General features: G+C 67.1%; 17 protein-coding genes. 13 read left to right on the top strand and 4 right to left on the bottom strand.

From position 1 onward, the window contains the following. Positions 1-4 precede the first annotated feature (4 nt). Positions 5-829, bottom strand: a complete 825-nt coding sequence (locus tag OE647_RS18825) for an enoyl-CoA hydratase-related protein (RefSeq protein ID WP_263723307.1) — start codon at positions 827-829, stop codon at positions 5-7. Positions 830-953: 124 nt separating this feature from the next. Here OE647_RS18825 and OE647_RS18820 point away from each other — a divergent pair, with 124 nt between their 5' ends. After that, positions 954-1886, top strand: coding sequence for a LysR substrate-binding domain-containing protein (locus OE647_RS18820; RefSeq protein WP_263723306.1), 933 nt, complete (start codon positions 954-956; stop codon positions 1884-1886). A 28-nt stretch (positions 1887-1914) separates the two neighbouring features. Here OE647_RS18820 and OE647_RS18815 read toward each other — a convergent pair whose 3' ends face one another. Beyond that, positions 1915-2814 (bottom strand): LysR family transcriptional regulator, encoded by a 900-nt coding sequence (locus OE647_RS18815; RefSeq protein WP_263723305.1) that lies wholly within the window; start codon positions 2812-2814, stop codon positions 1915-1917. An 82-nt stretch (positions 2815-2896) separates the two neighbouring features. Between OE647_RS18815 and OE647_RS18810 the strand changes: the two genes are divergently transcribed. Then, the gene (locus OE647_RS18810) at positions 2897-4051 is read left to right on the top strand and encodes a CaiB/BaiF CoA transferase family protein (protein WP_263723304.1); all 1155 of its coding nucleotides are present in this window, start codon (positions 2897-2899) and stop codon (positions 4049-4051) included. Further along, positions 4048-5178, top strand: a complete 1131-nt coding sequence (locus OE647_RS18805; protein ID WP_263723303.1) for an acyl-CoA dehydrogenase family protein — start codon at positions 4048-4050, stop codon at positions 5176-5178. The genes OE647_RS18810 and OE647_RS18805 overlap by 4 nt, the downstream gene beginning before the upstream one ends. Before the next feature lie 28 nt (positions 5179-5206). Here OE647_RS18805 and torT read toward each other — a convergent pair whose 3' ends face one another. Continuing rightward, on the bottom strand, positions 5207-6211 hold the full coding sequence (gene torT / locus OE647_RS18800) for a TMAO reductase system periplasmic protein TorT (protein ID WP_263723302.1): 1005 nt from the start codon (positions 6209-6211) through the stop codon (positions 5207-5209). On the opposite strand from torT, the gene OE647_RS18795 reads away from it, so the two are divergent. Beyond that, positions 6168-8936, top strand: coding sequence for an ATP-binding protein (locus OE647_RS18795; RefSeq protein WP_263723301.1), 2769 nt, complete (start codon positions 6168-6170; stop codon positions 8934-8936). The genes torT and OE647_RS18795 overlap by 44 nt on opposite strands. Here OE647_RS18795 and OE647_RS18790 read toward each other — a convergent pair. Continuing rightward, positions 8933-9637, bottom strand: coding sequence for a response regulator (locus tag OE647_RS18790; protein ID WP_263723300.1), 705 nt, complete (start codon positions 9635-9637; stop codon positions 8933-8935). The two genes, OE647_RS18795 and OE647_RS18790, sit on opposite strands and share 4 nt — an antisense overlap. A gap of 112 nt (positions 9638-9749) precedes the next feature. Between OE647_RS18790 and OE647_RS18785 the strand changes: the two genes are divergently transcribed. The 9 genes from OE647_RS18785 to OE647_RS18745 all read left to right on the top strand — a co-directional run. Next, a complete protein-coding gene (locus OE647_RS18785; RefSeq protein ID WP_263723299.1) occupies positions 9750-12437 on the top strand; it encodes a molybdopterin-dependent oxidoreductase in 2688 nt (895 codons plus the stop codon). Between the two features lie 60 nt (positions 12438-12497). Beyond that, the gene (locus OE647_RS18780; RefSeq protein WP_263723298.1) at positions 12498-13736 is read left to right on the top strand and encodes a molybdopterin molybdotransferase MoeA; all 1239 of its coding nucleotides are present in this window, start codon (positions 12498-12500) and stop codon (positions 13734-13736) included. A 6-nt stretch (positions 13737-13742) separates the two neighbouring features. Beyond that, complete coding sequence (moaA, locus tag OE647_RS18775; RefSeq protein ID WP_263723297.1) at positions 13743-14789, top strand: GTP 3',8-cyclase MoaA; 1047 nt, start codon at positions 13743-13745, stop codon at positions 14787-14789. A 15-nt stretch (positions 14790-14804) separates the two neighbouring features. Next, positions 14805-15050, top strand: a complete 246-nt coding sequence (moaD, locus tag OE647_RS18770) for a molybdopterin converting factor subunit 1 (RefSeq protein ID WP_263723315.1) — start codon at positions 14805-14807, stop codon at positions 15048-15050. 4 nt (positions 15051-15054) lie between these two features. Next, on the top strand, positions 15055-15840 hold the full coding sequence (locus tag OE647_RS18765; RefSeq protein ID WP_263723296.1) for a HesA/MoeB/ThiF family protein: 786 nt from the start codon (positions 15055-15057) through the stop codon (positions 15838-15840). Beyond that, complete coding sequence (gene moaC, locus OE647_RS18760) at positions 15837-16334, top strand: cyclic pyranopterin monophosphate synthase MoaC (protein WP_263723295.1); 498 nt, start codon at positions 15837-15839, stop codon at positions 16332-16334. Before OE647_RS18765 ends, moaC begins: the two co-directional genes overlap by 4 nt. Beyond that, on the top strand, positions 16331-16843 hold the full coding sequence (locus OE647_RS18755; protein ID WP_263723294.1) for a DUF2478 domain-containing protein: 513 nt from the start codon (positions 16331-16333) through the stop codon (positions 16841-16843). Before moaC ends, OE647_RS18755 begins: the two co-directional genes overlap by 4 nt. Beyond that, complete coding sequence (gene mog, locus OE647_RS18750; RefSeq protein WP_263723293.1) at positions 16833-17366, top strand: molybdopterin adenylyltransferase; 534 nt, start codon at positions 16833-16835, stop codon at positions 17364-17366. The genes OE647_RS18755 and mog overlap by 11 nt, the downstream gene beginning before the upstream one ends. A gap of 1070 nt (positions 17367-18436) precedes the next feature. Continuing rightward, the coding region (locus tag OE647_RS18745) for a DUF7507 domain-containing protein (RefSeq protein ID WP_263723292.1) at positions 18437-20376 on the top strand (1940 nt) is incomplete at its 3' end.

Raw genomic sequence — 20376 nt, 5'->3', positions numbered from 1 at the left:
GGGGTCAGCCCTTGAACTTCGGATCGCGTTTTTCGGCGAAGGCGACGGAGCCTTCGGTGAAGTCGTCGGATGCGATCATGCTCTCGTAAAGGGGCATGTCGCTTCGCCCGACCCAGGCGCGGCGGACCGCTGCGTGGCTTTCCTCGACCGAGGCGTGGCCGTACCTGCGCATGAACTCCTTCAGCGCGCCCGAGACCAGCGGCGCGCCTTGCGCAATCGTCGCCGCGACCTCGCGCGCGTGATCCATCAGGCGGTCGACCGGCACGACATCGCGGACAAGGCCCCAGTGCTTCGCCTCGTCGGCGTACATCTTGCGCCCTGTCAGGATCATCTCCATCGCCACGTTGTAGGGGATTCGGTGGTGCAGCTTCTGGATCGCCCCGGCGTCCGGCAGGAAGCCGCGCTGCATCTCCGGCAGCCAGAAATAGGCGTCTTCGGCGCAGACGATCACGTCGCCCCCCAACGCCAGTTCGAAACCGCCGCCGATGGCGCCCCCGGCGACGGCGACGACCACGGGCTTGTAAAGCCCGAAGAACTCCGGCAGGCCGCCAAGCCCGCCGGGTCCCAGGTCGAAGCCCTGTTCCGCGTCCCGGCTTTCCCCGGCGGCGAAGGCCTTGAGATCCCAGCCAGCGGAGAAGATGTTCTTGGCGTTGCCCGCGCTCGACAGGATGGCGACCCGGAGGTCGGGGTCGTCGTTCAGGGTCTTGAATGCGGCATACATCGCGCGGCTGAGCGACAGGTCGATGGCGTTCACCGGCGGCCGGTTCATCGCCACCTCCATCACAGGGCCGCGGATCGTGACCCGCAGCTGTTCAGATCTGTCGTTCATCCGGCTCTCCTCATGCTCAGCGGTGGGGCGATCATCGCTGCGTGCGAAATTCCCCTGATTTCTGGCCTGTTCGCCGGTGAAGAAAAGCGTGAATCGATTCATTCGATCATGAGGGGGATTCATGATGAGGTATTGGAAGCGCATACCGCCGCTGAAGTCCCTGTTGGCTCTCGAAGCGGCGGCGCGCCATGCTAGCTTCACGCGTGCCGCCGATGAGTTGAACGTGAGCCAGTCGGCCGTCAGCCATGCCATCACCACGGCCGAAACCTTCCTCGGGGCGCAGCTCATCAATCGCTCGACCCGACCGATCAGCCTGACGCCCGAGGGCAAGGCCTATGTCGCGACGCTTGCCAACTGCTTCACTCAGCTTGCCGCCGAAGCCGACGGCCTGCGGCGTCGGCGCGCGGCGGATGTCCTGACGATCTCCTGCAACCTGGCCTATGGCAACTACTGGCTGCTGCCGAGGCTCAAGGGCTTTCACGCGGCGCATCCGGATCTTCAGGTGAACATGGTCACCACCTACCAGGGGCTCGCCTCGCTTGACGAGGGGATAGACGTGGCCATCCGCTTCGGGCGCGGCGACTGGCCGGGGCGCGAGGCGCGGCTGTTATTCCGGGAACGTATCGTGCCCGTGGCCTCACCGGATTATGTGGAGCGGAACGCACCGGTCCGCTCTGCCGGGGATCTGCTCTCCCACGATCTGCTGCACGCGCTTTCGGTAGAACGGTCCTGGTACGACTGGCAGCAGTGGTTCGAACAGTTCGGCGTCACCGCGCCAAATCCGCTTCCTTGGCCGATGTTCGACAACCACCTGCTGATGATGCAGGCCGCGCTCAGCGGCCGGGGCGTCGCGCTTGGCTGGATCGGGACGGCGTCCGACTTTCTTCGCCAGGGGCTTCTGGTCAAGGTGCTGGACGTGCCGATCGTCCTGGATGAGGGGCTATATGTCGTCGTGCGCCGCCAGCGGGACCGGCGGATCGAGCGGTTTCTCGACTGGATCACCGATTGCGCGGGTTCGGAGGCGGCAGCTCTCGAACAGCCGTTTCGCGGTGCATAACGGCGGGGCGTCCGCTTGGCTGAGGCCGCTAGGGCTCCTCTGCGAGGCAGCGCCGCGCGACGGCCTCGAACCGCAGCATGGCTTCGCTGGGGCGTAGATCGGCCGCACGGATCAGCACCACGCGGCTAGGGGGCGGCGTGCCCGCGAGCGGCCGCTCCACCACCTGTCGGCCATCATAGGTGCGGTCATAGGGCAGAGAGGTCGCCAGAAGGCCCACGCCGAAGCCGTTGGCCACCAGCGCGCGGAGCATCTCGATCGAGCCGGTTTCGACCGCGACGCGCGGATGGACGCCGGCGGCGTGGAACAGCGACAGGAAATAGCCACGACTGTGCGGCAGGCCGACCAAGACCAGGGGATCGTCGGCCAAGGCGCGCAGATCGATTCGATCCGTTGTGGCCAAGGCATGGTCGGGCGGCAGCACCGCGATTGGTGGCAGGCTGGCGAGCACCGAGACCGTGAAGTCCTGCGACAGGCCCAGGTCGTAGACCAGGGCCATGTCGATCTCGCCCGACCGGACCGCTGCGCTGAGCGTCTCGATGTCCCCTTCGACGGGCGTGACCGAGGCGCCGGGGTGCGCCTCCGTGAAGCGCCGCATCAGCATCGGCGCGTAGCGCGGCCCAAGCGTGGAATAGACGCCGAGCCGGAGCCGAAGGGCCGCGTCCTGAACGGGCGAAAGCAGGGCCGACGCTTCGGCCCGAAGCGCCTTGAGCCGGGCGATATGGTCGCGCCCGAAGGGTGTCGGGTCCATCCCCCGGCCGGGGTGACGCAGGAACATGGGCGCGCCGAAATGCGCCTCGAACTGTGCGACGGCAATGGAGATCGAGGGCTGGGAAACATTCAGGCGCCGCGCCGCGGCGGCCGTCGAGCCGGTTTCGGCCACGGCAAGCAGATAGTCGATCTGACGGAAGCTGAAGGGTATTGTCTGCATTAATCTAATCTATCGTCATTCATTATTTTTGCAAATTAACTGGATGCCGTAAACCTGTCGCGACACTGAAACGGAGGTCGTGATGAAAACGGGTGATGGGCCCTTGAGCGGATTTCGGGTTCTCGACTTTACGCGGGTTCTGGCCGGACCCTACGCGACCGCGCTGCTCGCGGACCTTGGCGCGGATGTGATCAAGGTCGAAGGGCCGCAGGGCGATGAATACCGCCACGTCGGCCCTTTCCGGGACGGGGAAAGCGCCCTGTTCCAGACCGTCAATCGAGGCAAGCGTTCGGTCGTTCTGGACCTGAAGGACCCGCGCGATGTCGCTGTGGCGCGCGACCTCGCGGCGGCCGCCGACGTGGTGGTTGAGAATTTCCGCCCCGGCGTGATGGCCCGCCTCGGCCTTGGCGCCGAGGCGCTGATGGCGGCCAACCCCAAGCTTGTCTATGCCTCGATCTCGGGCTTCGGGCAAAGCGGGCCGAATGCAGACCGGCCTGCCTATGACATCATCCTTCAGGCGATGACGGGCCTGATGCATGTCACCGGCCATCCCGACGGGCCGCCGACGATGGTGGGTGAGGCGATGGGGGACGTGGCGGGCGGTGTCTTCGCCACGCTCGGGATCGTGTCGGCCTTGCTGGAGCGGGAACGGACGGGGCGGGGGCGTCTGATCGACGTGGCCTTGCACGACTCCCTTGCCGCCATGATGCCCACGGCGGCGGCAAGGGTGCTGATCTGCGGGGAAAACCCGCAGCGCAGCGGCAATTGTCACGCGCTTTCGGCGCCTTTCGGTGTTTATCCGGCGGGGACGGGTTACTTTGCGGTCGCCGTGCTGAACGACCACCTCTTCTCCGCGTTCTGCAATGTGATCGGGCAACCCGGTCTTGCCGCCGATCCGCGCTTTGCCAGCGATACGCTGCGCCGCGCCAATGAACCGGCGCTGGCGCTTGCCATCACGGACTGGGCCGCCAACCTGACCGCCGAGGCCGCCGTCACGCGGCTTGCGGCGGCCGGTGTTCCGGCGGCGGAGCTGACCTCGGCTGAGGCGGCCTGGACCTCGGCCCAGTCCGTTGAGCGCGCGCTGCATACCGGGGTGACGCATCCGGCGATCGGCCAGATTTCTGTGCCGGAGCAGCCCGTGCATTTCGCGGGGCTGGCGCGTGGCGGGCGGCGGGCGGCGCCGACGCTTGATCAGGACGGCGCGGCAATTCGCGCAGGGCAGGAGGGATGGAGATGAGCGGATGGAGCGAACAGGAGGGCCCGATCCTCGATCAGATCGCCCGCTTCTGCGACAATGTCCTGGCGCCAGAGGCCGCCGCGCTGGATGAGGCCGCGCGCTTCGCGACTTGCCATCTGCCCGCCATGGCCGAACTTGGCCTGATGGGCATGAACCTGCCCGAGGAGGACGGGGGCATCGCGCTTTCCGGCCCCGCGCTTTACCGCGCGGTGGAACTCGTGGCCGGGGCCTGCGGATCGACGGCGTCGATGTTGACGGCGCATTATCTGGCGACTGACAGCCTGCATCTGGGCGCGGATGCGGCGCTGAAGGCCCGCTTCCTGCCGCGCGCGGCGGCCGGGGCGCTCGGGGCCTTCGCGCTGACGGAGCCCATGGCAGGATCGAACCCCGCCGACATGCGCTCGACCGCCACGCGCGAGGGTGGGCACTACCGCCTGCGCGGGTCCAAGTGCTTCATCTCGAACGCGGCCGAGGCGGAGTTCATCGTGGTCTACGCCAAGACCGACCCCGCCGCCGGTGCGCGTGGTGTTTCCGCCTTCGTGCTGGAACCGGGCAGGACGCCCGGCATCGGGTTCGGCCCGGCGGAACGGACGATGGGGCTGCGCGGGGGACATGTCTTCGGTGTCACCTTCGATTGCCTGGTGCCCGAGGAAAACCGCCTTGGACCCGAGGGGTCGGGCTTCCGCACGGCGATGAAGGTGCTCGATAACGGGCGGATCGAGGTCGCGGCGCAGGCCACCGGGATCGCCGCCGCCGCGCTGGCCGCCGCCGTCGGTTATGCGAAGGAGCGGCGGGTCGGCGGGCAGGCCATCGCGGAGTTTCAGGGGCTGCAATGGATGCTGGCCGATTGCGCCAACGACCTTGCCGCCGCCCGTGCGCTTGGCTACGCCGCCGCGCGACTGCGTGGCACGGGCGCGCGCTATTCCAGCGAAAGCGCGCACGCCAAACTTTTCGCGACCGAAGCCGCCTGGCGCATCGCCGACCGCGCGCTTCAGATCCACGGCGGCTACGGCTATTGCCGGGATTTTCCGATGGAGCGCTACCTGCGTGACCTGCGGATCTTCCGCATCTATGAGGGCAGCTCCGAGGTGCAGCGCAACATCATCGCGCGCGAACTTCTTGTTTGATTGCAGCGGGGTAGGGCGGGCGGGCCGCTCAGTCGAGCTTCGGAAAGTAGTCCGCAGGTGAAAGCTTGACCGCCTCGGCCTCGATCCCCTCGCCGAAGACGATGATCCGGGGCGCGATGAGGGCGCGCGCGCCATGCCCGGCCATGGCCGCGTCCGCCGCATCGATCGCGAGCTTGCCCTGCGCGATCGGATCGTCGAAGGGCACGGCGAGGACCCGGTGGCCGACGAGCCCCCGCGCGACGCTCTGGCTAAGGTAGGTCGCGGCCAGAAGCGGACGATCGGTGCGCTCCGCGAAAAGCGCCATCGCGGCCTCTATCGCGGGGGCGCTGCCGATCAGGATGTCGGGGCGGGGATGGTCCGCGAGCGCGGTTTCCAGCAGGCGCAATTGCTCGGCCGTTCCGGTGTCGGCGCCGTAGGTCGCGGTAAGGGTGATCGCCGACCCCGACAGGCCGCGCCGCAGGCCATCCTCCAGCGGAGCGACCCAGCCGGCCTCGGGCGGGCCGGACAGGAACACGGCCTCTTGCGGGCGGCCCGCCGACGGGAAACGCTCCGCCAGGTGACGCCCCAGCAGCAACCCCATCTCGGACCAGTCCACCCCGATCCTCGCGCTCAGCGCGTCTGAGTGCAGCTCGTTGACAAGACCGATCACGGGCCGTCCCCGCGCAGCCTTTTGCACGGCGGCGAGCAGATCCGGGGCGTCCGACGATACCGCGCCGATCAGGATCGCGCCGGGCCCAAGCGTGGCGCAGGTGTCAAGCTGGGTGATCTGGCGGGCGAGCGCGTTGTACCCCCCAGCCTCGAAGAAGCGAACCGTCAGGCCGGTCTCCTCCGCGCGCTTCTCAAGCCCGTAGGCGACGGAGAGCCAGTATTCGTCCTTGAAATGGGGAACGAGCACACAGAGCTGCCGCTCGTCGGCCCGCACCTGACCCGCGACAAGACCTGAGAGCGCCACGATTGCGGCGCAGGCGATCCGGCAGTAAGGACGTTTCATGCGTACCAGAAGGTTCGACAAGCAACTCCAGTTCGTCTTCATGGTCCTCTCCGGGCTGATGCTTGTTGTCGGCCTCGCCTCATTCGGCGTCAATCGCTTCCTGGCGCAATCGCTTCAGACCGTCCTGTCCGAAAGCATCGCGATCATAGAGCGGACCGACCGGGTTGCACAGGACGCGGATTTCGCGGCCTCGCTTGCCGGGCAACTGGCGGGCGCGGTGAGCGAGGCGCAGGTGGCAGAGCTTTCACACGCGCTGGATGGGCGCGTTGACAGCATGGAAAGCGATCTGGCGGCGATGGGTGCCTTCCTGGGCCGGGGTCCCCTTCCCGGGGCGGCCGATGCGGTCAGGGCGCTCGTTCAAAGGATGGACCAGACCGTCCGGCAGCTCATCGTGGCGGATGCCGCGATGCTGAAGGAGCGGGATGGCCTGGCCGAGGCCGGGTCGCGCCTCGCCGCGCTGATCGCCACCGAGACCGATCTGGCGCGGCTGCGGATAACGGCAGGGGTCTGGGAGCTTTATGCGCTCCCGCAGGGGGGCGATCCGAGGCCGGGGCTTGACCGCCTCGCGGACGTGAACTTCTTCGCCTACGAACGGCTTGCGGAAATGGCGGAGGCGACGGCGGCGCTGGACCGGCTTGTCCTGCGGACCACGGAGGCGCGGGGCACGGAGGAGGCGGTGGCGCTGCGGGCGGAGTTCCAGGGCGCGCTGGCACTGGCGCGGGACCGGTCGCGGTTCATGCTGGCCGAGGCTTCGCGGGCCGAAGCGCGGTCCGAACTGGCCACGCTCGATCGCACGCTGGGGGATGAGGGCCTTTTCGCGCGGCGCGCGAGCGGCCTTGCCGCGCGGGCAGAGCTTGACGATCTGTCCGGCCTTCTGGATGTGCAGCTTGAACGACTGATCGGCACGGCGCGGGTAGCGCGCGAGGAAACGCGCGGGCACATGCAGCAGGGCATCGCCTCGGCGCGGTGGCAGGCGACGCTGGTTTCGGCCGCCCTTGCCGCCGTCATCCTTCTGGCGCTGCTTGCGGGGTCGCTGGTCTGGGCCAGAACGCGGAGGAAGGTCGTGCTACGACTGGGCGATGTGGCCGAGCGCATGGTGGCCGTTGCCGGCGGCGACTTCGGGGAGCCGATGGCGATCAGTGGCCCGGATGAGATCGGGCGCCTCGAAAAGGCGCTGAACATCCTGCGCCGCCGCGCCGAAGAGGCCGCCCATCTGCGCAACCGTCTGGAGGCTGCCGTGATGGACCGGACCGCAGACGTGGTCGCCGAGATGCAGTCGGCGAATGCCGCGCGGGCCGATGCCGAGGAACAGAGCCGTGCCAAGACCCAGTTCCTCGCCCGGATGAGCCATGAGATCAGGACGCCCCTGAACGGGTTGATCGGGCTTCTGGACCTGTTGGCCGAAGATGAGCGGGACGAAGGGCGGCGTACCCGGCTCGACATCGCGCTGACCTCGGCGCGCGACCTGCAAAGCTTGACCGAAGACATCCTGGCCTTTTCCGCGGGGGAGGAGGCGGGCGGCGGCCTGTTGCAGCAGGCCTTCGATCCCTCCGCCCTCGCGCGCGGGCTCGGCGAACATCTCGGGGTCCTGGCATCGGCGAAGGGGCTGGCCGCCGTCATCGACATCCCCGAAGGCCTTCCCCCGGCAGTGATGGGCGAGCCGACCAAGATCCGGCAGGTTATGATGAACCTCCTGTCGAATGCCGTGAAATACACCGAGCGGGGGCAGGTTCGGCTGAGCGTGAGCGCCCGAACAACGGAGACTGACCTGCACGAGATAAGCTTCGCCGTGAAAGATACCGGCCCCGGCATGACGTCCGAGGAGGCCCAGCTGGCCTTCGACATCTATGGCCGCAGCCTGCGCGCCCGGCAGCGCGGGGTTCCCGGCGTGGGCCTCGGTCTGGCCATCGTGCGGCAGTTGACCGATGCCATGGGCGGGGAACTGCGGGTTGCCACCGCGCCGCAGCGAGGCAGCAGCTTCACCCTGGTTCTTCAACTGCCCGGGGCCGAGGTAGTGAAGATCGCGGCCGCTGCGCCACTGTCGCAACCACGGGGTGAAAAGCGGGTTCTTGTCGTCGATGATCATCCGGTAAACCGGCTTGTCGCGCGCGGGTATCTGGAGCGGATGGGCTGCAAGGTTAGCGAGGCCGCCACCGGGGAGGCGGCGCTGGGGGCGGCGGCGGAAGGGCGCTTTGATGCCATCCTCGTCGATCTTGGCCTGCCCGACATGCCCGGAGAGGACGTGGCCGCCCGGATCGAGCGCAAGGGGGCCATCGTGGCGGTCCTGACCGCCGACCTGGTGCAGGATGACGCGGCGACGCGTGCGCGCTTCGGCGTCGACCGGGTTCTGACGAAGCCGGTTTCACCGCGCCTTTTGGCCTCCGTCCTTTTCGGGGATCAGCTGACTGGGGGCGGCTCGCCCGATGCCGTCCCGCCTGATGCCCCGGCGTCCGAGACCGAGACAATCCTGAATGAGGATGTCGAGCGGCTTGGCGCGGACACGACGTCCGAGATCGTCACCGCGCTACTCGCCGACCTGGCGGAGGCGATCCCTAGGCTCCTTGGCGAAACCGACCCGGTCGCGCGGCGCAAGCTGGCGCATCGGCTGAAGGGGGCGGCTGCGAATTTCCGCCTGGACGAGCTATGCGCGGTGCTGCGGCGCATCCAGTCCGACGAGGCGGCGGCCCTGGCGCTGCTGGAGGCCGTCGCCGCCCGGGCCGCCCGTGACCTTGCCGCCGCCGCCAGGCGCGCGGGGCTGACGGTTTAGGTGCCCGAAGGGCTTGTGAAACAATAACCCTCGCCGGTTCGGGTCAGGAGGTAGTCCGGGCGTGCCGGATCGGCCTCGATCTTTTTGCGCAGGCGCCCCACCAGGACGTCGATGGTCCGGTCGCCGGGGCGGAACTCTCCCCGGCCGACGACTTCGCTGAGGCGTGGGCGGGTGAAGGTGATGCCGGGGTTGCGGGTCAGGATGTCGAGCAGGTCGAATTCCTGCGCGCTGAGGGACTCGATGCGCGCGGCAGAGACCAGGCGGCGGCGGATGCGATCGAAATGCCAGGGACCGAAGTCCTCCACCGCCTCCGGCGCGGGCGCGTCTTGTCCGATCCGCGTGATGCGCGACAGAAGGTTCTTGATCCGCGCCGCAAGCTCGCGCCGGTCGAAGGGCTTGGTGACATAGTCGTCCGCCCCCATCTCCAGCCCGACGATCCGGTCCACCTGTTCGTCACGCGAGGTCAGAAGGATGATGCCCACACGCGACTTCGCGCGCTGTTCGCGGGTGATCGTCAGCCCGTCCTTGCCCTCAAGCCCGATGTCGAGCAGCAGAAGCTCCGGCGGGTCGATGTCGATCACCCCTTGCATGCTTTCGGCATCCTCGACCTCGGTCACGCGATAGCCAAGGCTGCGCAGATAGCCCGCGAGCCGCATCCGCGTGACGCGGTCGTCCTCCACGATCAGGATATGAGCGGTCATCCGGTCGCCTTTACACGTCTTTACATCTCTTTACAGGCGCGGTTGACCCCTATCAAAGCTCAAAGCGCGCCTTTCCGTCATTCTCTGGTCGCAGACAAGACGGAGATGTGCCATGACACTGATCAACACGACGAGACGGGGCTTCCTGCGGGGCGGGGCCGCCCTTGTGGGGTCCAACTGGCTCCTGAGTTCGACGGCACTGGCCGCCGTAGACCCCAATTCCTTTGCTGGCCGCGTCTTCAGCGCCAGCCACTATGGCCCGTTCGAGGCCGTCGTGCGTGACGGCGCGATCGTCCGGATCTCTCCGATGATCGAGCTAGACCAGCGCCCGACCGAGATGCTGATGTACGGGGTGCTCGACCGCACCTACGACAAGTCCCGCATCGACTACCCGATGGTGCGGAAATCGTATCTGGAGAACTGGAAGTCGGGTGACGTGAAGCCCGAACTGCGCGGCAAGGAAGAATATGTCCGCGTCGATTGGGACACGGCGCTGAAGCTGACCGCCAAGGCCATCACCGACACCATCGCCGAGCACGGCAACCAGGCGATCCTGTCCACCTCCTACGGCGGGTGGAGCCATGCCGGGATCATGCGGCCGAACGTGGTGCAGGGCAAGTTCTTCAACATGATCGGCGGCTGCACCAACACGGTCGGCGACTGGTCCGGCGGCGCCAGCCAGATCTCGCTCCCGCATGTCATCGGCGACATGGAGGTCTATTCTGCCCAGACCTCCTGGGAAGTGATCCGCGACAACACCGAGGTGTTCGTGCTGGTCGGTTGCGACCCGATCAAGAACAACCGCATCGAATACACGGTCGCCGACCATGGCATGTATTCGCCCTGGGAACAGATCCGCGACAACGGCACGAAATTCATCTCGATCAACCCGCAGCGCACGGCCTCCGACACTTTGCTGAACGCCGACTGGATCAGGATCGTGCCGAACACCGACGTCGCGCTGTTCCTGGGGATGGCCTACCACGTCCTGGAGCAAGGGCTTGAGGACACGGCCTATATGGCGAAGTACACGACCGGGTCCGACAAGTGGATCGCCTATGTGAAGGGCGAGGGCGAGGACGGCACGGCCAAGACGCCGGAATGGGCCTCTGCGATCACGGGCATCGACGCGGCCAAGATCCGCGAACTCGCCGAACTGCTTGCCAAGTCGAAGACCGAGATCGCCGGCGCCTGGTCGCTGCAGCGCGCCCACCACGGCGAGATGACCCACTGGGCGATCATCAACTTCGCCGCGCTGACCGGCAAGATCGGCAAGCCGGGCGAGGGCGTGGGCTTCTCCTGGCACTACGGCAACGGCGGGATGCCGCAATCGGGCAAGGCCACCCCGGCCGGTCTGAGTCAGGGCAAGAACTTCGTCACCGAGTATATCGTTCCGGCCTCGCGCATCACCGAGGCGCTGGAAAACCCCGGGGCCGAGGTGGTCTACAACGGCAACGTCCGCAAATACCCGGACGTGCACATGATCTACAACGCCGGCAACAACTTCATGTCGCACCAGCAGGACACCAACCGGCTGATCAAGGCGCTGCAGAAGGTCAAGACCATCGTGAGCCAGGATGTCTGGTGGACGGCGGCGACCCGCTGGGCTGACATCGTTCTGCCCGCATCCTCGGCGCTGGAACGCGACGACATCTCGGTCGGCGGCACCTATTCCAACGACCGCATCTACGCGATGAAGAAGATCATCGAGCCGATCGGCGAAAGCCGCAGCGACTTTGAGATCTTCGGCGGGCTGGCCGACCTCTTCTACCGCCAGTCGCAATACATCGAAGATCAGGCCTATCCGGAATACATCGACATCATCAAGAAGGCCTATGGCGGGACCGCCGCTGCCGAGCACACCTCGTTCGAGGAGTTCTGGGATCGCGGCTACGCCCTGCAGTCGATCCCCCAGGAGGCGCGCGCTTGGGTCCGCCACGGCGATTTCTACGCCGACCCCGAGGCGCATCCGCTGCACACCAAGTCCGGCCGGATCGAGATGTTCTGCGAAACCATCGCGAACATGAACCTCGAAGACTGCCCCGGCATGCCGATGTGGCTGGAACCGGCCGAATACCTGGGCAATGCGCAGGACGGACAGCTTCACGTCGTCAGCCCGCACCCCTGGCATCGCCTGCACAGCCAGATGGACCAGTCCGCCTCGCTGCGCGACCTCTACAAGGTCCAGGGACGCGAGCCGGTCAGGATCAACAGCGAGGATGCGGCCAAGCGCGGCATCGCCGATGGTGATCTGGTCGAGATCTACAACGACCGCGGCACCATCATCGCCGGGGCGGTCATCTCGGACGACATCATGCCGGGCGTGCTTTCGATCTACGAAGGATGCTGGCCGAGCGTCGACAGCAAGGGGCGGTGCAACTCCGGCCTGGTCAACTTCCTGACCTCGACGACGAAGTCCTCGGGTCTCAGCCAGGCGACCACGGCCAACACCTGCCTGGCTTCGATCCGCAAGTGCGAGGACCCCGACGGCCCGAACATGGCCTACGAGAAACCGGCGATCATTGAGGGCATGGAACTGGCCGCGATCGACGACGAAGACCTGGGCCTAGACCGGCTGGATTCGGTGATCGAGGCGCTCTACGCCGAGATGGGGCCGGGCGAGAAGCTCTTCTACGAACGCTGCACCGTCTGCCACGGTCCGCGCGACGTGGGGGCCTTCACCCAGCTGCAATGGAAGGCGATCACGCCGTCGATGTTCCCGCGCGCCGGTCTCGATGAGGCCGAAGCGGCAGTGATCATGGACTTCCTGATGGCCAACGCCTCGGACGCTCCGAAGTAACGCGACGGGTCTGCGGCCGGTTGATCCGGCCGCAGACCGCCTTTTCGAAAGACCGGACCGATGCTCTCTTCACCGAACTCTTCGCCCCTGATCGATGTCGCCACGGCGCGTGAGATCGCGCTCTCGCAGGTCGAGGCCCTGGAGGAGGTCCGCGACCTGGCCCTCGGGGCCGCGCTTGGGCAGGTTTGCGCGCGCGATATCGCCGCCAGTGTCGCCATGCCCTTTTTCACGAATTCAGCGATGGACGGCTACACCCTGCGCGCCGAGGATCTGGGCGAGGCCGGAGGCCTCTTGCCCATCGCCGGAACCATTGCGGCGGGGGCCGCCGATCCGCAAATCCTGCCGCGGGGCGCGGCCCTGCGCATCTTCACTGGCGCACCGCTGCCCGAAGGGGCGGATACGGTTGTCCCGTTGGAGGAGGCGTCCGAAGCCGAGGGGGCGCTGGTTCTGACCTCCCGGCCCGAACGCGGCGCGAACGTGCGCCTTGCGGGCAGCGACCAACCCATGGGTGCCTGCCTTGTCGCGCGCGGCACACGCATCGCGCCGCAGCACATCGGCCTTCTGGCCGCGAACGGCATCGGGCGCGTTCCCGTGGTCCGGGCGCCCCGCGTGGTGGTCCTGTCCAGCGGGGACGAGTTGGCCGCGCCGGGTGCGGCGCGCGGGCACGCGCAGATCCACGACGCGAACCGCCCCATGCTGATCGCGCTGGCCGAGGCTGCCGGATGTGAGGTCATCGACGGCGGCATCCTGCCCGACGAGGTGGAGCCGCTGTCCCGGCGGCTCGCGGACCTCTCCGCGACGGCGGATCTTGTGCTGTCTTCGGGGGGCGTGTCGCTTGGCGGCAGGGATCCGTTCCGCCCCGCCTTTGTCGCGGCGGGCGGGGAGATCGCCGGATGGCGGGTGGCCGTCAAGCCCGGAAAACCCGTCGTCTTCGGGCGCCTCGGCGCCACGGCCTTCACCGGGCTGCCGGGCAATCCGATGGCGGCCTTCGTCGGCTTCCACCTGTTCGCCTTGGCCCAGATCGCGCGCCTGTCGGGCCGCGCCCCCACGCCCTTCGCGGCCTTCAAGGCCCGCGCCGGGTTTTCCTGGCGGCACAGTCCCGGCCGCCAGGAAGTCTTTCCCGTGCGCCGCCTCGGCACGAGCGCGACGGGCCTGCCTGTGTTGGAGCGTCTGGGCATCGGCGTCTCGGCCACCCTCTTCCCGCTTGCCGAAGCCGACGGCCTTGCCGTGATCCCCGCCATGTCCGAGGGCGTCGCCAGGGGCGATATCCTGAACTGGCATCCCTTCTGCGCGGGGTGACGGATCATGCTGGAAAACGCCTCGATCTTCGCCGATACCGCGACGCCGGTCGCGTCCGCGCTGGTGGACGGATTCTGCCGCCGGGTGAGCTATCTGCGCGTTTCGGTCACTGACCGCTGCGACTTCCGCTGCACCTACTGCATGGGGGAGCGCGTCCAGTTCCTGCCCCGCAAGGACCTGCTTTCGCTTGAGGAACTGGACCGGCTTTGTTCGGCCTTCGTTGACCTCGGCGTCGTGAAGCTGCGCGTCACGGGCGGCGAGCCGCTGGTTCGGCGCGACATCCTGGATTTCTTCCGCGCCATGTCGCGCCATCTGAGAAGCGGCGCGCTGCGAGAACTTACGCTGACGACCAACGGCAGCCAGCTTGCGCGCCATGCCGAGGCGTTGGCCGCCTGCGGTGTGCGGCGGGTCAATATCTCCCTCGACACGCTGGACGCCACGCGCTTTGCCGGGCTGACGCGGCGCGGGCAGCTTGCGACGGTCCTCGACGGCATCCGCGCCGCCAGGGACGCGGGCCTGAGCGTCAAGATCAACACCGTCGCGCTGAAAGGGTTCACCGAGGACGAACTGTTCCCGCTGGTCGAGTGGTGCGGCCGCGAAGGACACGACCTGACCTTAATCGAACTCATGCCGATGGGCGAGGACGGGGCGGAGGACCGGATCGCGCAATACCTTCCCCTGGCGGATCTACGCGCGAGGCTTGCGGAACGCTTCACGCTTCGTCCCTCGGATGAACGCACCGGGGGGCCGGCGCGCTACATGCGCCTGGCCGAGACGGGGCAGAGGATCGGCTTCATCACCCCGCTCAGCCATAGCTTTTGCGAAAGCTGCAACCGCGTTCGCCTGACCTGCACGGGGGCGCTTTACACCTGCCTCGGGAAGGAGGGCGCAGTCGATCTGCGCGACGTTCTGCGGGCCGGGCCGGATGATGCGGCGCTTGTCGAGGCGATCCGCAGCGCGATCGCCCGGAAGCCCCGCGGGCACGATTTCGACTATTCGCGCGGCGTTCCACAGGGAACGATTTCGCGCGGCATGAACCACACGGGCGGGTGAGGGCAGATGGCCACGATCGACATTCTCTACTTCGCCTGGCTGCGGGAGCGGATCGACACCCCGCGCGAGCGGATCGAAACCAGCGCCGCGACCGTGGCCGAGCTGGTGGCGGAGCTGACCGCGCGCAGCGAACGCCATGCCTGCGCCTTCGCCGATCCCGCCTCGGTCCGTGTGGCGCTGGATCACGAGCTTTCCGATTTCGCGGCCTCCATCGACGGGGTGGCCGAGATCGCCTTCTTCCCACCCATGACAGGAGGGTGAGCCGATGAATGTCACGACCCCGCTTTATGCCGAGGGCGAACTGCCCCGCTACGCCCGCCATATCGCGCTGCGCGAAATCGGCGGCCCCGGACAGGCGCGGCTGAAGCGCGCCTCGGTCCTGGTCGTGGGCGCGGGCGGTCTCGGGGCGCCGGTCCTGCTTTACCTCGCGGCGGCGGGGGTAGGGCGGATCACCATCGTCGACGACGACCAAGTGTCCCTGTCCAACCTTCAACGCCAGATCATCCACAGCCAGGACCGGCTTGGCATACCCAAGGTCGTCTCGGCCCGCATAGCACTTGCCGGGGTGAACCCCTTCGTTTCGGTCACGCCGGTCGAGGAGCGCCTGGACGAAGGCAACGCCGCGCGGCTGGTCGCGGGCCATGACCTTGCCATCGACGCGATGGACAGCCTGCCCGCGCGCCATCTTTTGAACGCCGCCTGCGTGGCGGCGCGCGTTCCCCTGCTGTCGGGCGCGATCAGCCAGTGGGAGGGGCAGGTGACGCTCTACGCCCCCGCCCTTGGCGCGCCCTGCCTGTCCTGTCTGTTTCCCGTCATCCCGCCGGAGGAGCTTCTTCCGACCTGCACCAGCGCAGGCGTCATGGGGGCGCTGCCCGGCATCATCGGGGCCATGATGGCAGCCGAGGCGATCAAGCTGATCGCGGGCGCAGGGCGGACCCTCGCGGGCCGCTTGCTGATACAGGATGCGCTTTGGGGCGAAAGCCGGGAGATCGCAATCCACCGCCGCGACGGGTGCCCCGTCTGCGGCATGATCGTCGGAGAAGCCGCATGACCTTGACCCATTTCGATACCGAGGGCCGCGCGCATATGGTCGATGTGTCGGACAAGCCCGCCACCGACCGGATCGCCGTGGCCGATGCCGCGGTGCGCATGACAGCCGCGACGCTTGCGCATGTGGTCGAGGGGCGGGCCCGGAAGGGCGATGTGCTCGGCGTTGCGCGGCTGGCGGGCATCATGGCGGCCAAGCGCACGGCGGAACTGATCCCGCTTTGCCATCCCTTGCCGCTGACCCGCGCCGCGCTCGACCTCGCGCCGGATCCGGCGTTGCCTGGTGTCCGTATTCGCGCGACGGTGAAGACAAGCGGCAACACCGGCGTCGAGATGGAGGCGTTGACGGCGGCATCGGTGGCCGCGCTGACGGTTTATGACATGCTCAAGGCGGTCGAGAAGTCGATGGTGATTGAAGCGGTGCGCGTTGTTCTCAAGGACGGCGGAAAGTCGGGGCGCTACCTGGCCCCGGGAAGTGAGGCGGAGGTGCAGGAATGAAGCTGGGACATATCAGCATCGAGGGACGGGGCGAGACCGACCGCTTCCTCGCCTCGGTCGCGGCCGCGCTTGAGGCCAAGGGCATCGCCTTGGCCGGGACGGTGCAGACCAACATCAAGCGCGCGGACCGCCGCAAGTGCGACATGGACCTGCGCGTGCTGCCTGACGGGCCGGTCGTCCGCATCAGCGAGGATCGCGGCGCCCTGGCGCGCGGCTGCATGCTGGATCACGGCGCGCTGGAACAGACCGTCGCTGCGGTGGCGGCGCGGCTTGACGGGGCCGAGGTCTTGATCGTCAACAAGTTCGGCAGGTCCGAGGCCGAGGGGCGCGGCATGGTCACCGTCATCTCGGAGGCGCTCGCGAAGGGGATGACGATCCTCGTCGGGGTCAACGGCTTGAACCTGCCAGCCTACCTCGAATTCGCGGGCGGTCTTTCTGATGCGCTGCCCGCCGATGTGGAGACGGCCACGCAATGGTGTCTGCAAAGGGTGCCTAGCCATGTCGCTTGAGGACCCGCTGATCTACGTCCTTGTCGCCTCTGACCGCGCCGCCCGGGGCGAGTATGAGGACAAGGGCGGCCCGGCTGCCGAGGAATGGTTGCGCCGGGTCGTGACCTCGCCTGTTCGGATCAACCGCCGCATCGTGCCCGACGGGCGGGAGACGGTCGCCGAAGCCTTGCGGGACATCGCCGACGGGGCGGGCGCGGACCTGATCCTTGTGACGGGCGGGACCGGCCCCGCCCCGCGCGACCAGACGCCCGAAGCCTTGGATGACGTGATCGAAAAGCGGCTGCCGGGCTTCGGCGAAGCGATGCGCCTTGCCAGCCTTGCCGAAGTGCCCACGGCGATCCTGTCGCGTCAGGACGCCGGCATCCGCGGCCGGACGCTGATCATCACGCTGCCGGGGAAGCCTTCGGCCATCGCGACCTGTCTTGCGGCCGTCTTTCGGGCGGTTCCCTACTGCCTCGATCTGATCGGGGCGGGACGGATTGAAACCGATCCGGCGCTCTGCGATGCCTTTCGCCCGAAGTGATTCCACGCGTCCGGAGGCGGTTGCAAACCGATTCGAATCGGCATGCTCCGGCGTGCCCCAAGGCTAGGCCCCAAGCGATTGGCCAGCGTGGCAGTGCGCGCATGGCGACGGCCACCCGTGCAGGCGCCCGCCACGCCTTCCGGTGAGGGGGAGGGCCGGAGCAAACCTCGAAGGGGCTAGATACTGCTGCGGTGCCAAGTTGCGTGGGAGGTTCTGGCTTCATGAATTCGCCAGGGGCCGGTCGCCGGATCTCCTGAGAACATGTATGGCAGGGGACCCGTCACTTGGCGTGCACCCCCGAGGATCTGCCGCCCCGGCCCCAAACCCGGCTGCACGGGGTGAGGGGGGCACGATCCAGCCGCCCGCCCGCGAAGGGTTTGGCCCACCAATTCCAAACCAGAATCCACGGCGAGTTGTTGTGCGGCTCGCGTAGGGATGCGGCGGAGGTCGCCTTGGCGAGGGCTGCGGGCACAGCCCTCTTTCAACCGGCGGAGCGTGCTGTGCGAACTGAAGCTCCCCATCGCAACTAGCCGAAATCGCCTCAAAGTTCGGTTTCCGGTCTCTCCGGCGGCGTCGGTGGCGGCGCTGCGGCGCGTCCGCGGCGCGACCAGGGCTTGCACTCAAGCGTAGTCAGCCCGTCACCTGCATCCGTATCGAACTGCCGCACCCGCCCACTCAACGTTTGAATGGTCGCGCTCGGCCCTACGGCGCGACGGTCCGCCCTAGACCCCGTTACGGCGCGGAGCCGGTCACGAGGATCTGCCTCGCGCATTGCGAGAGATCGGTCCGGCGCCCCCATCCGGGGAGGGCTGGATCGTGCGCCGCCCCCAGCGATCAGCCGCGGTGCCGAGATCCTGCGGGCCCCTTCAAGCGGGCGGGATCCATCCGTCGTACCGACCCTTGCGACGCGTGCCCTGACCGCTCGAACGGTGCCTCAGACACGCAGATTTACAGGTATTTGGATCTGGGCTACGCTGGGTCCCGCCAGGTTGGGTGGGCCAATAGGACTGTTTACAGTCCGAATATTCATTGGGGTGCGAGCGGATTATTCAAGCGTGGGGGTACGCGCGATGTCGCTCGAACAGAATTTTGAAGTCATTACGGACGCATTTGACTACTCGCCAGAGGATACGGCGACCATAACCGCGACCGGCACCGAGGTCGGTGGAGCGGTGGAATTTCAGATCCAGCATGTCTCAGGTCCCGGCGCCGATGGCGTCTACGGGACAGCCGACGATGTCGTGATCGACCTTGGCGGCGAGGGCCACGAAAGCTGGATCGTCGTTGACGGCGGCGCGGGCGACCTAGACGGTCTCGCCAACGGGATCGTCGTGACCGAATGGTATGTGAACCCCGACGACTCCCTGGGTGAAACCTTTCTCCTGACGGCGCAGGAGGTCGATGCCGGCGCGGACGGTGCGTTTGCGACCGCCGATGACGTCTATGGCCGGCTGGCCACCAACAGCTTCACCGACGCGACCAAGTACAACCTCGACCAATGGGCGAACGGTTCCGATACCAGCCATGATCCCCTTGATGGCGAGGAATGGGTCAACGGCAACCTCGGCGCCAGCAAGGCGCATTACTTCTACGCCGACTTCGTCCCCTATCGCGCGCAGCTCACCGATCTGGAGCAGGGGATGACCTATGCGCTGGAGATCGAGTTCGACCTGACCGAAGGCGGCGAGTACGCGATCGACTACATCGGCACCTACGACTACAGCTTCCAGACCGGCGCGGTGCATGAAGGCGATGGCCCGATCGATCCGACGGATGGCCTGACGATCACACAGAATCCGGGAACCCCCAACACGCTGGAAATCCCACTTGATCCGCTGGTCCTGGCCGGGGATGACGGTACTATCGCAACGTCGGATGACATCACCCAGACACCTGGCGTGCTGACCGCTTGGGGCGTCGATCTCCTCGGCTTCGCGACCGCCGGTGTGGATGGGGTGATCGGGACTGATGACGATATGTACTACTTGGCCGGATCGGATGGCCAATGGGGCACGGGCGACGAGGTTCAAATTACCCGGGGCAACTACTTCTCTGGTGGCCCGGCGGTAATATCAGGAACCATCAGCTCGCTTGATGTCGGCGCCGCGATCTATACCCACTCCGGCAGCGTGGCGAGTTCAAGCACCACCAGCTTCTACGTCGTGTTCGAGTACGCGGGCACCGAGGGCGACGACGGCGTGATCGCCTGGGGCGGTCATATCGCGACACCGGATGACTGGGCCAATGCGGACCCCTCCGGCTCGCCCTACCATATGCGGCTTCTCGACTGGGTGGGCTTCGACGGGACCGACGACGCGAAGATCGTGGGCACCGGCAACCAGGACCGTTCGCTGTCGCGCAACGTCATTCAGGACCTCGACCCGCTGGTGGAGGTTGACAAGACCGTCCGGGAGGACGGCACCGCAGATCCGTTCGTCAACGAACTGACCCTCGATCCAGAGGTGTATGGCGTTCAGTACCAGTACGTCATTACCAACTCGGGCGACGGCGCGCTGCTCGATGTCGATCTGGTCGATGACAACGGTACGCCGCTCGACACCTCCGACGATGTCGATCTGATCATCGATGGCGTCGTGCAGGCCGGCGTGACGGTGACAGGCGGCGGCTTCACCGACGAGGACGGCGATGGCATCCTCGACGACCTCGGTGCGACCGGCACGATCACCGTGGTCTGGAGCACGACGGTTCCCGTCGGCGACACCGAAAACGTGGCGACCGTCACCGGCGACGATGCCGATGAGGATATCACCTATTCCGACACCGATGCGGCGCTTGTGCATGTACCAGCCGTGCCCGCGATTGATGTTGAGAAGATCTACGCGATCACGGACGCGGACCCGGGCGACGGGGAGAACAACACGACCACGGTGGACGAGGTCGGGGACGTGATCACCTACACGGTGACGGTTGAGAACACCGGCAACGTGGCGCTGACGGCGAGCGATGTGTCGGACGCGCTGGAGGGGGCGGACCAGGTTCTGGCCCTGGA

Source organism: Albidovulum sediminicola (assembly GCF_025751575.1).
GTDB lineage: Bacteria > Pseudomonadota > Alphaproteobacteria > Rhodobacterales > Rhodobacteraceae > Albidovulum > Albidovulum sediminicola.
Note: the sequence above shows the minus strand (reverse complement) of the source record. Positions and strands in the feature narration are given on the sequence as shown.

Bases quoted from the DNA above. Each gene is read 5' to 3' on its own strand.
- OE647_RS18825 (WP_263723307.1), bottom strand. From the start codon at position 829: ATGAACGACAGATCTGAACAGCTGCGGGTCACGATCCGCGGCCCTGTG.
- OE647_RS18820 (WP_263723306.1), top strand. From the start codon at position 954: ATGAGGTATTGGAAGCGCATACCGCCGCTGAAGTCCCTGTTGGCTCTC.
- OE647_RS18815 (WP_263723305.1), bottom strand. From the start codon at position 2,814: ATGCAGACAATACCCTTCAGCTTCCGTCAGATCGACTATCTGCTTGCC.
- OE647_RS18810 (WP_263723304.1), top strand. From the start codon at position 2,897: ATGAAAACGGGTGATGGGCCCTTGAGCGGATTTCGGGTTCTCGACTTT.
- OE647_RS18805 (WP_263723303.1), top strand. From the start codon at position 4,048: ATGAGCGGATGGAGCGAACAGGAGGGCCCGATCCTCGATCAGATCGCC.
- OE647_RS18795 (WP_263723301.1), top strand. From the start codon at position 6,168: ATGCGTACCAGAAGGTTCGACAAGCAACTCCAGTTCGTCTTCATGGTC.
- torT (WP_263723302.1), bottom strand. From the start codon at position 6,211: ATGAAGACGAACTGGAGTTGCTTGTCGAACCTTCTGGTACGCATGAAA.
- OE647_RS18790 (WP_263723300.1), bottom strand. From the start codon at position 9,637: ATGACCGCTCATATCCTGATCGTGGAGGACGACCGCGTCACGCGGATG.
- OE647_RS18785 (WP_263723299.1), top strand. From the start codon at position 9,750: ATGACACTGATCAACACGACGAGACGGGGCTTCCTGCGGGGCGGGGCC.
- OE647_RS18780 (WP_263723298.1), top strand. From the start codon at position 12,498: ATGCTCTCTTCACCGAACTCTTCGCCCCTGATCGATGTCGCCACGGCG.
- moaA (WP_263723297.1), top strand. From the start codon at position 13,743: ATGCTGGAAAACGCCTCGATCTTCGCCGATACCGCGACGCCGGTCGCG.
- OE647_RS18765 (WP_263723296.1), top strand. From the start codon at position 15,055: ATGAATGTCACGACCCCGCTTTATGCCGAGGGCGAACTGCCCCGCTAC.
- moaC (WP_263723295.1), top strand. From the start codon at position 15,837: ATGACCTTGACCCATTTCGATACCGAGGGCCGCGCGCATATGGTCGAT.
- OE647_RS18755 (WP_263723294.1), top strand. From the start codon at position 16,331: ATGAAGCTGGGACATATCAGCATCGAGGGACGGGGCGAGACCGACCGC.
- mog (WP_263723293.1), top strand. From the start codon at position 16,833: ATGTCGCTTGAGGACCCGCTGATCTACGTCCTTGTCGCCTCTGACCGC.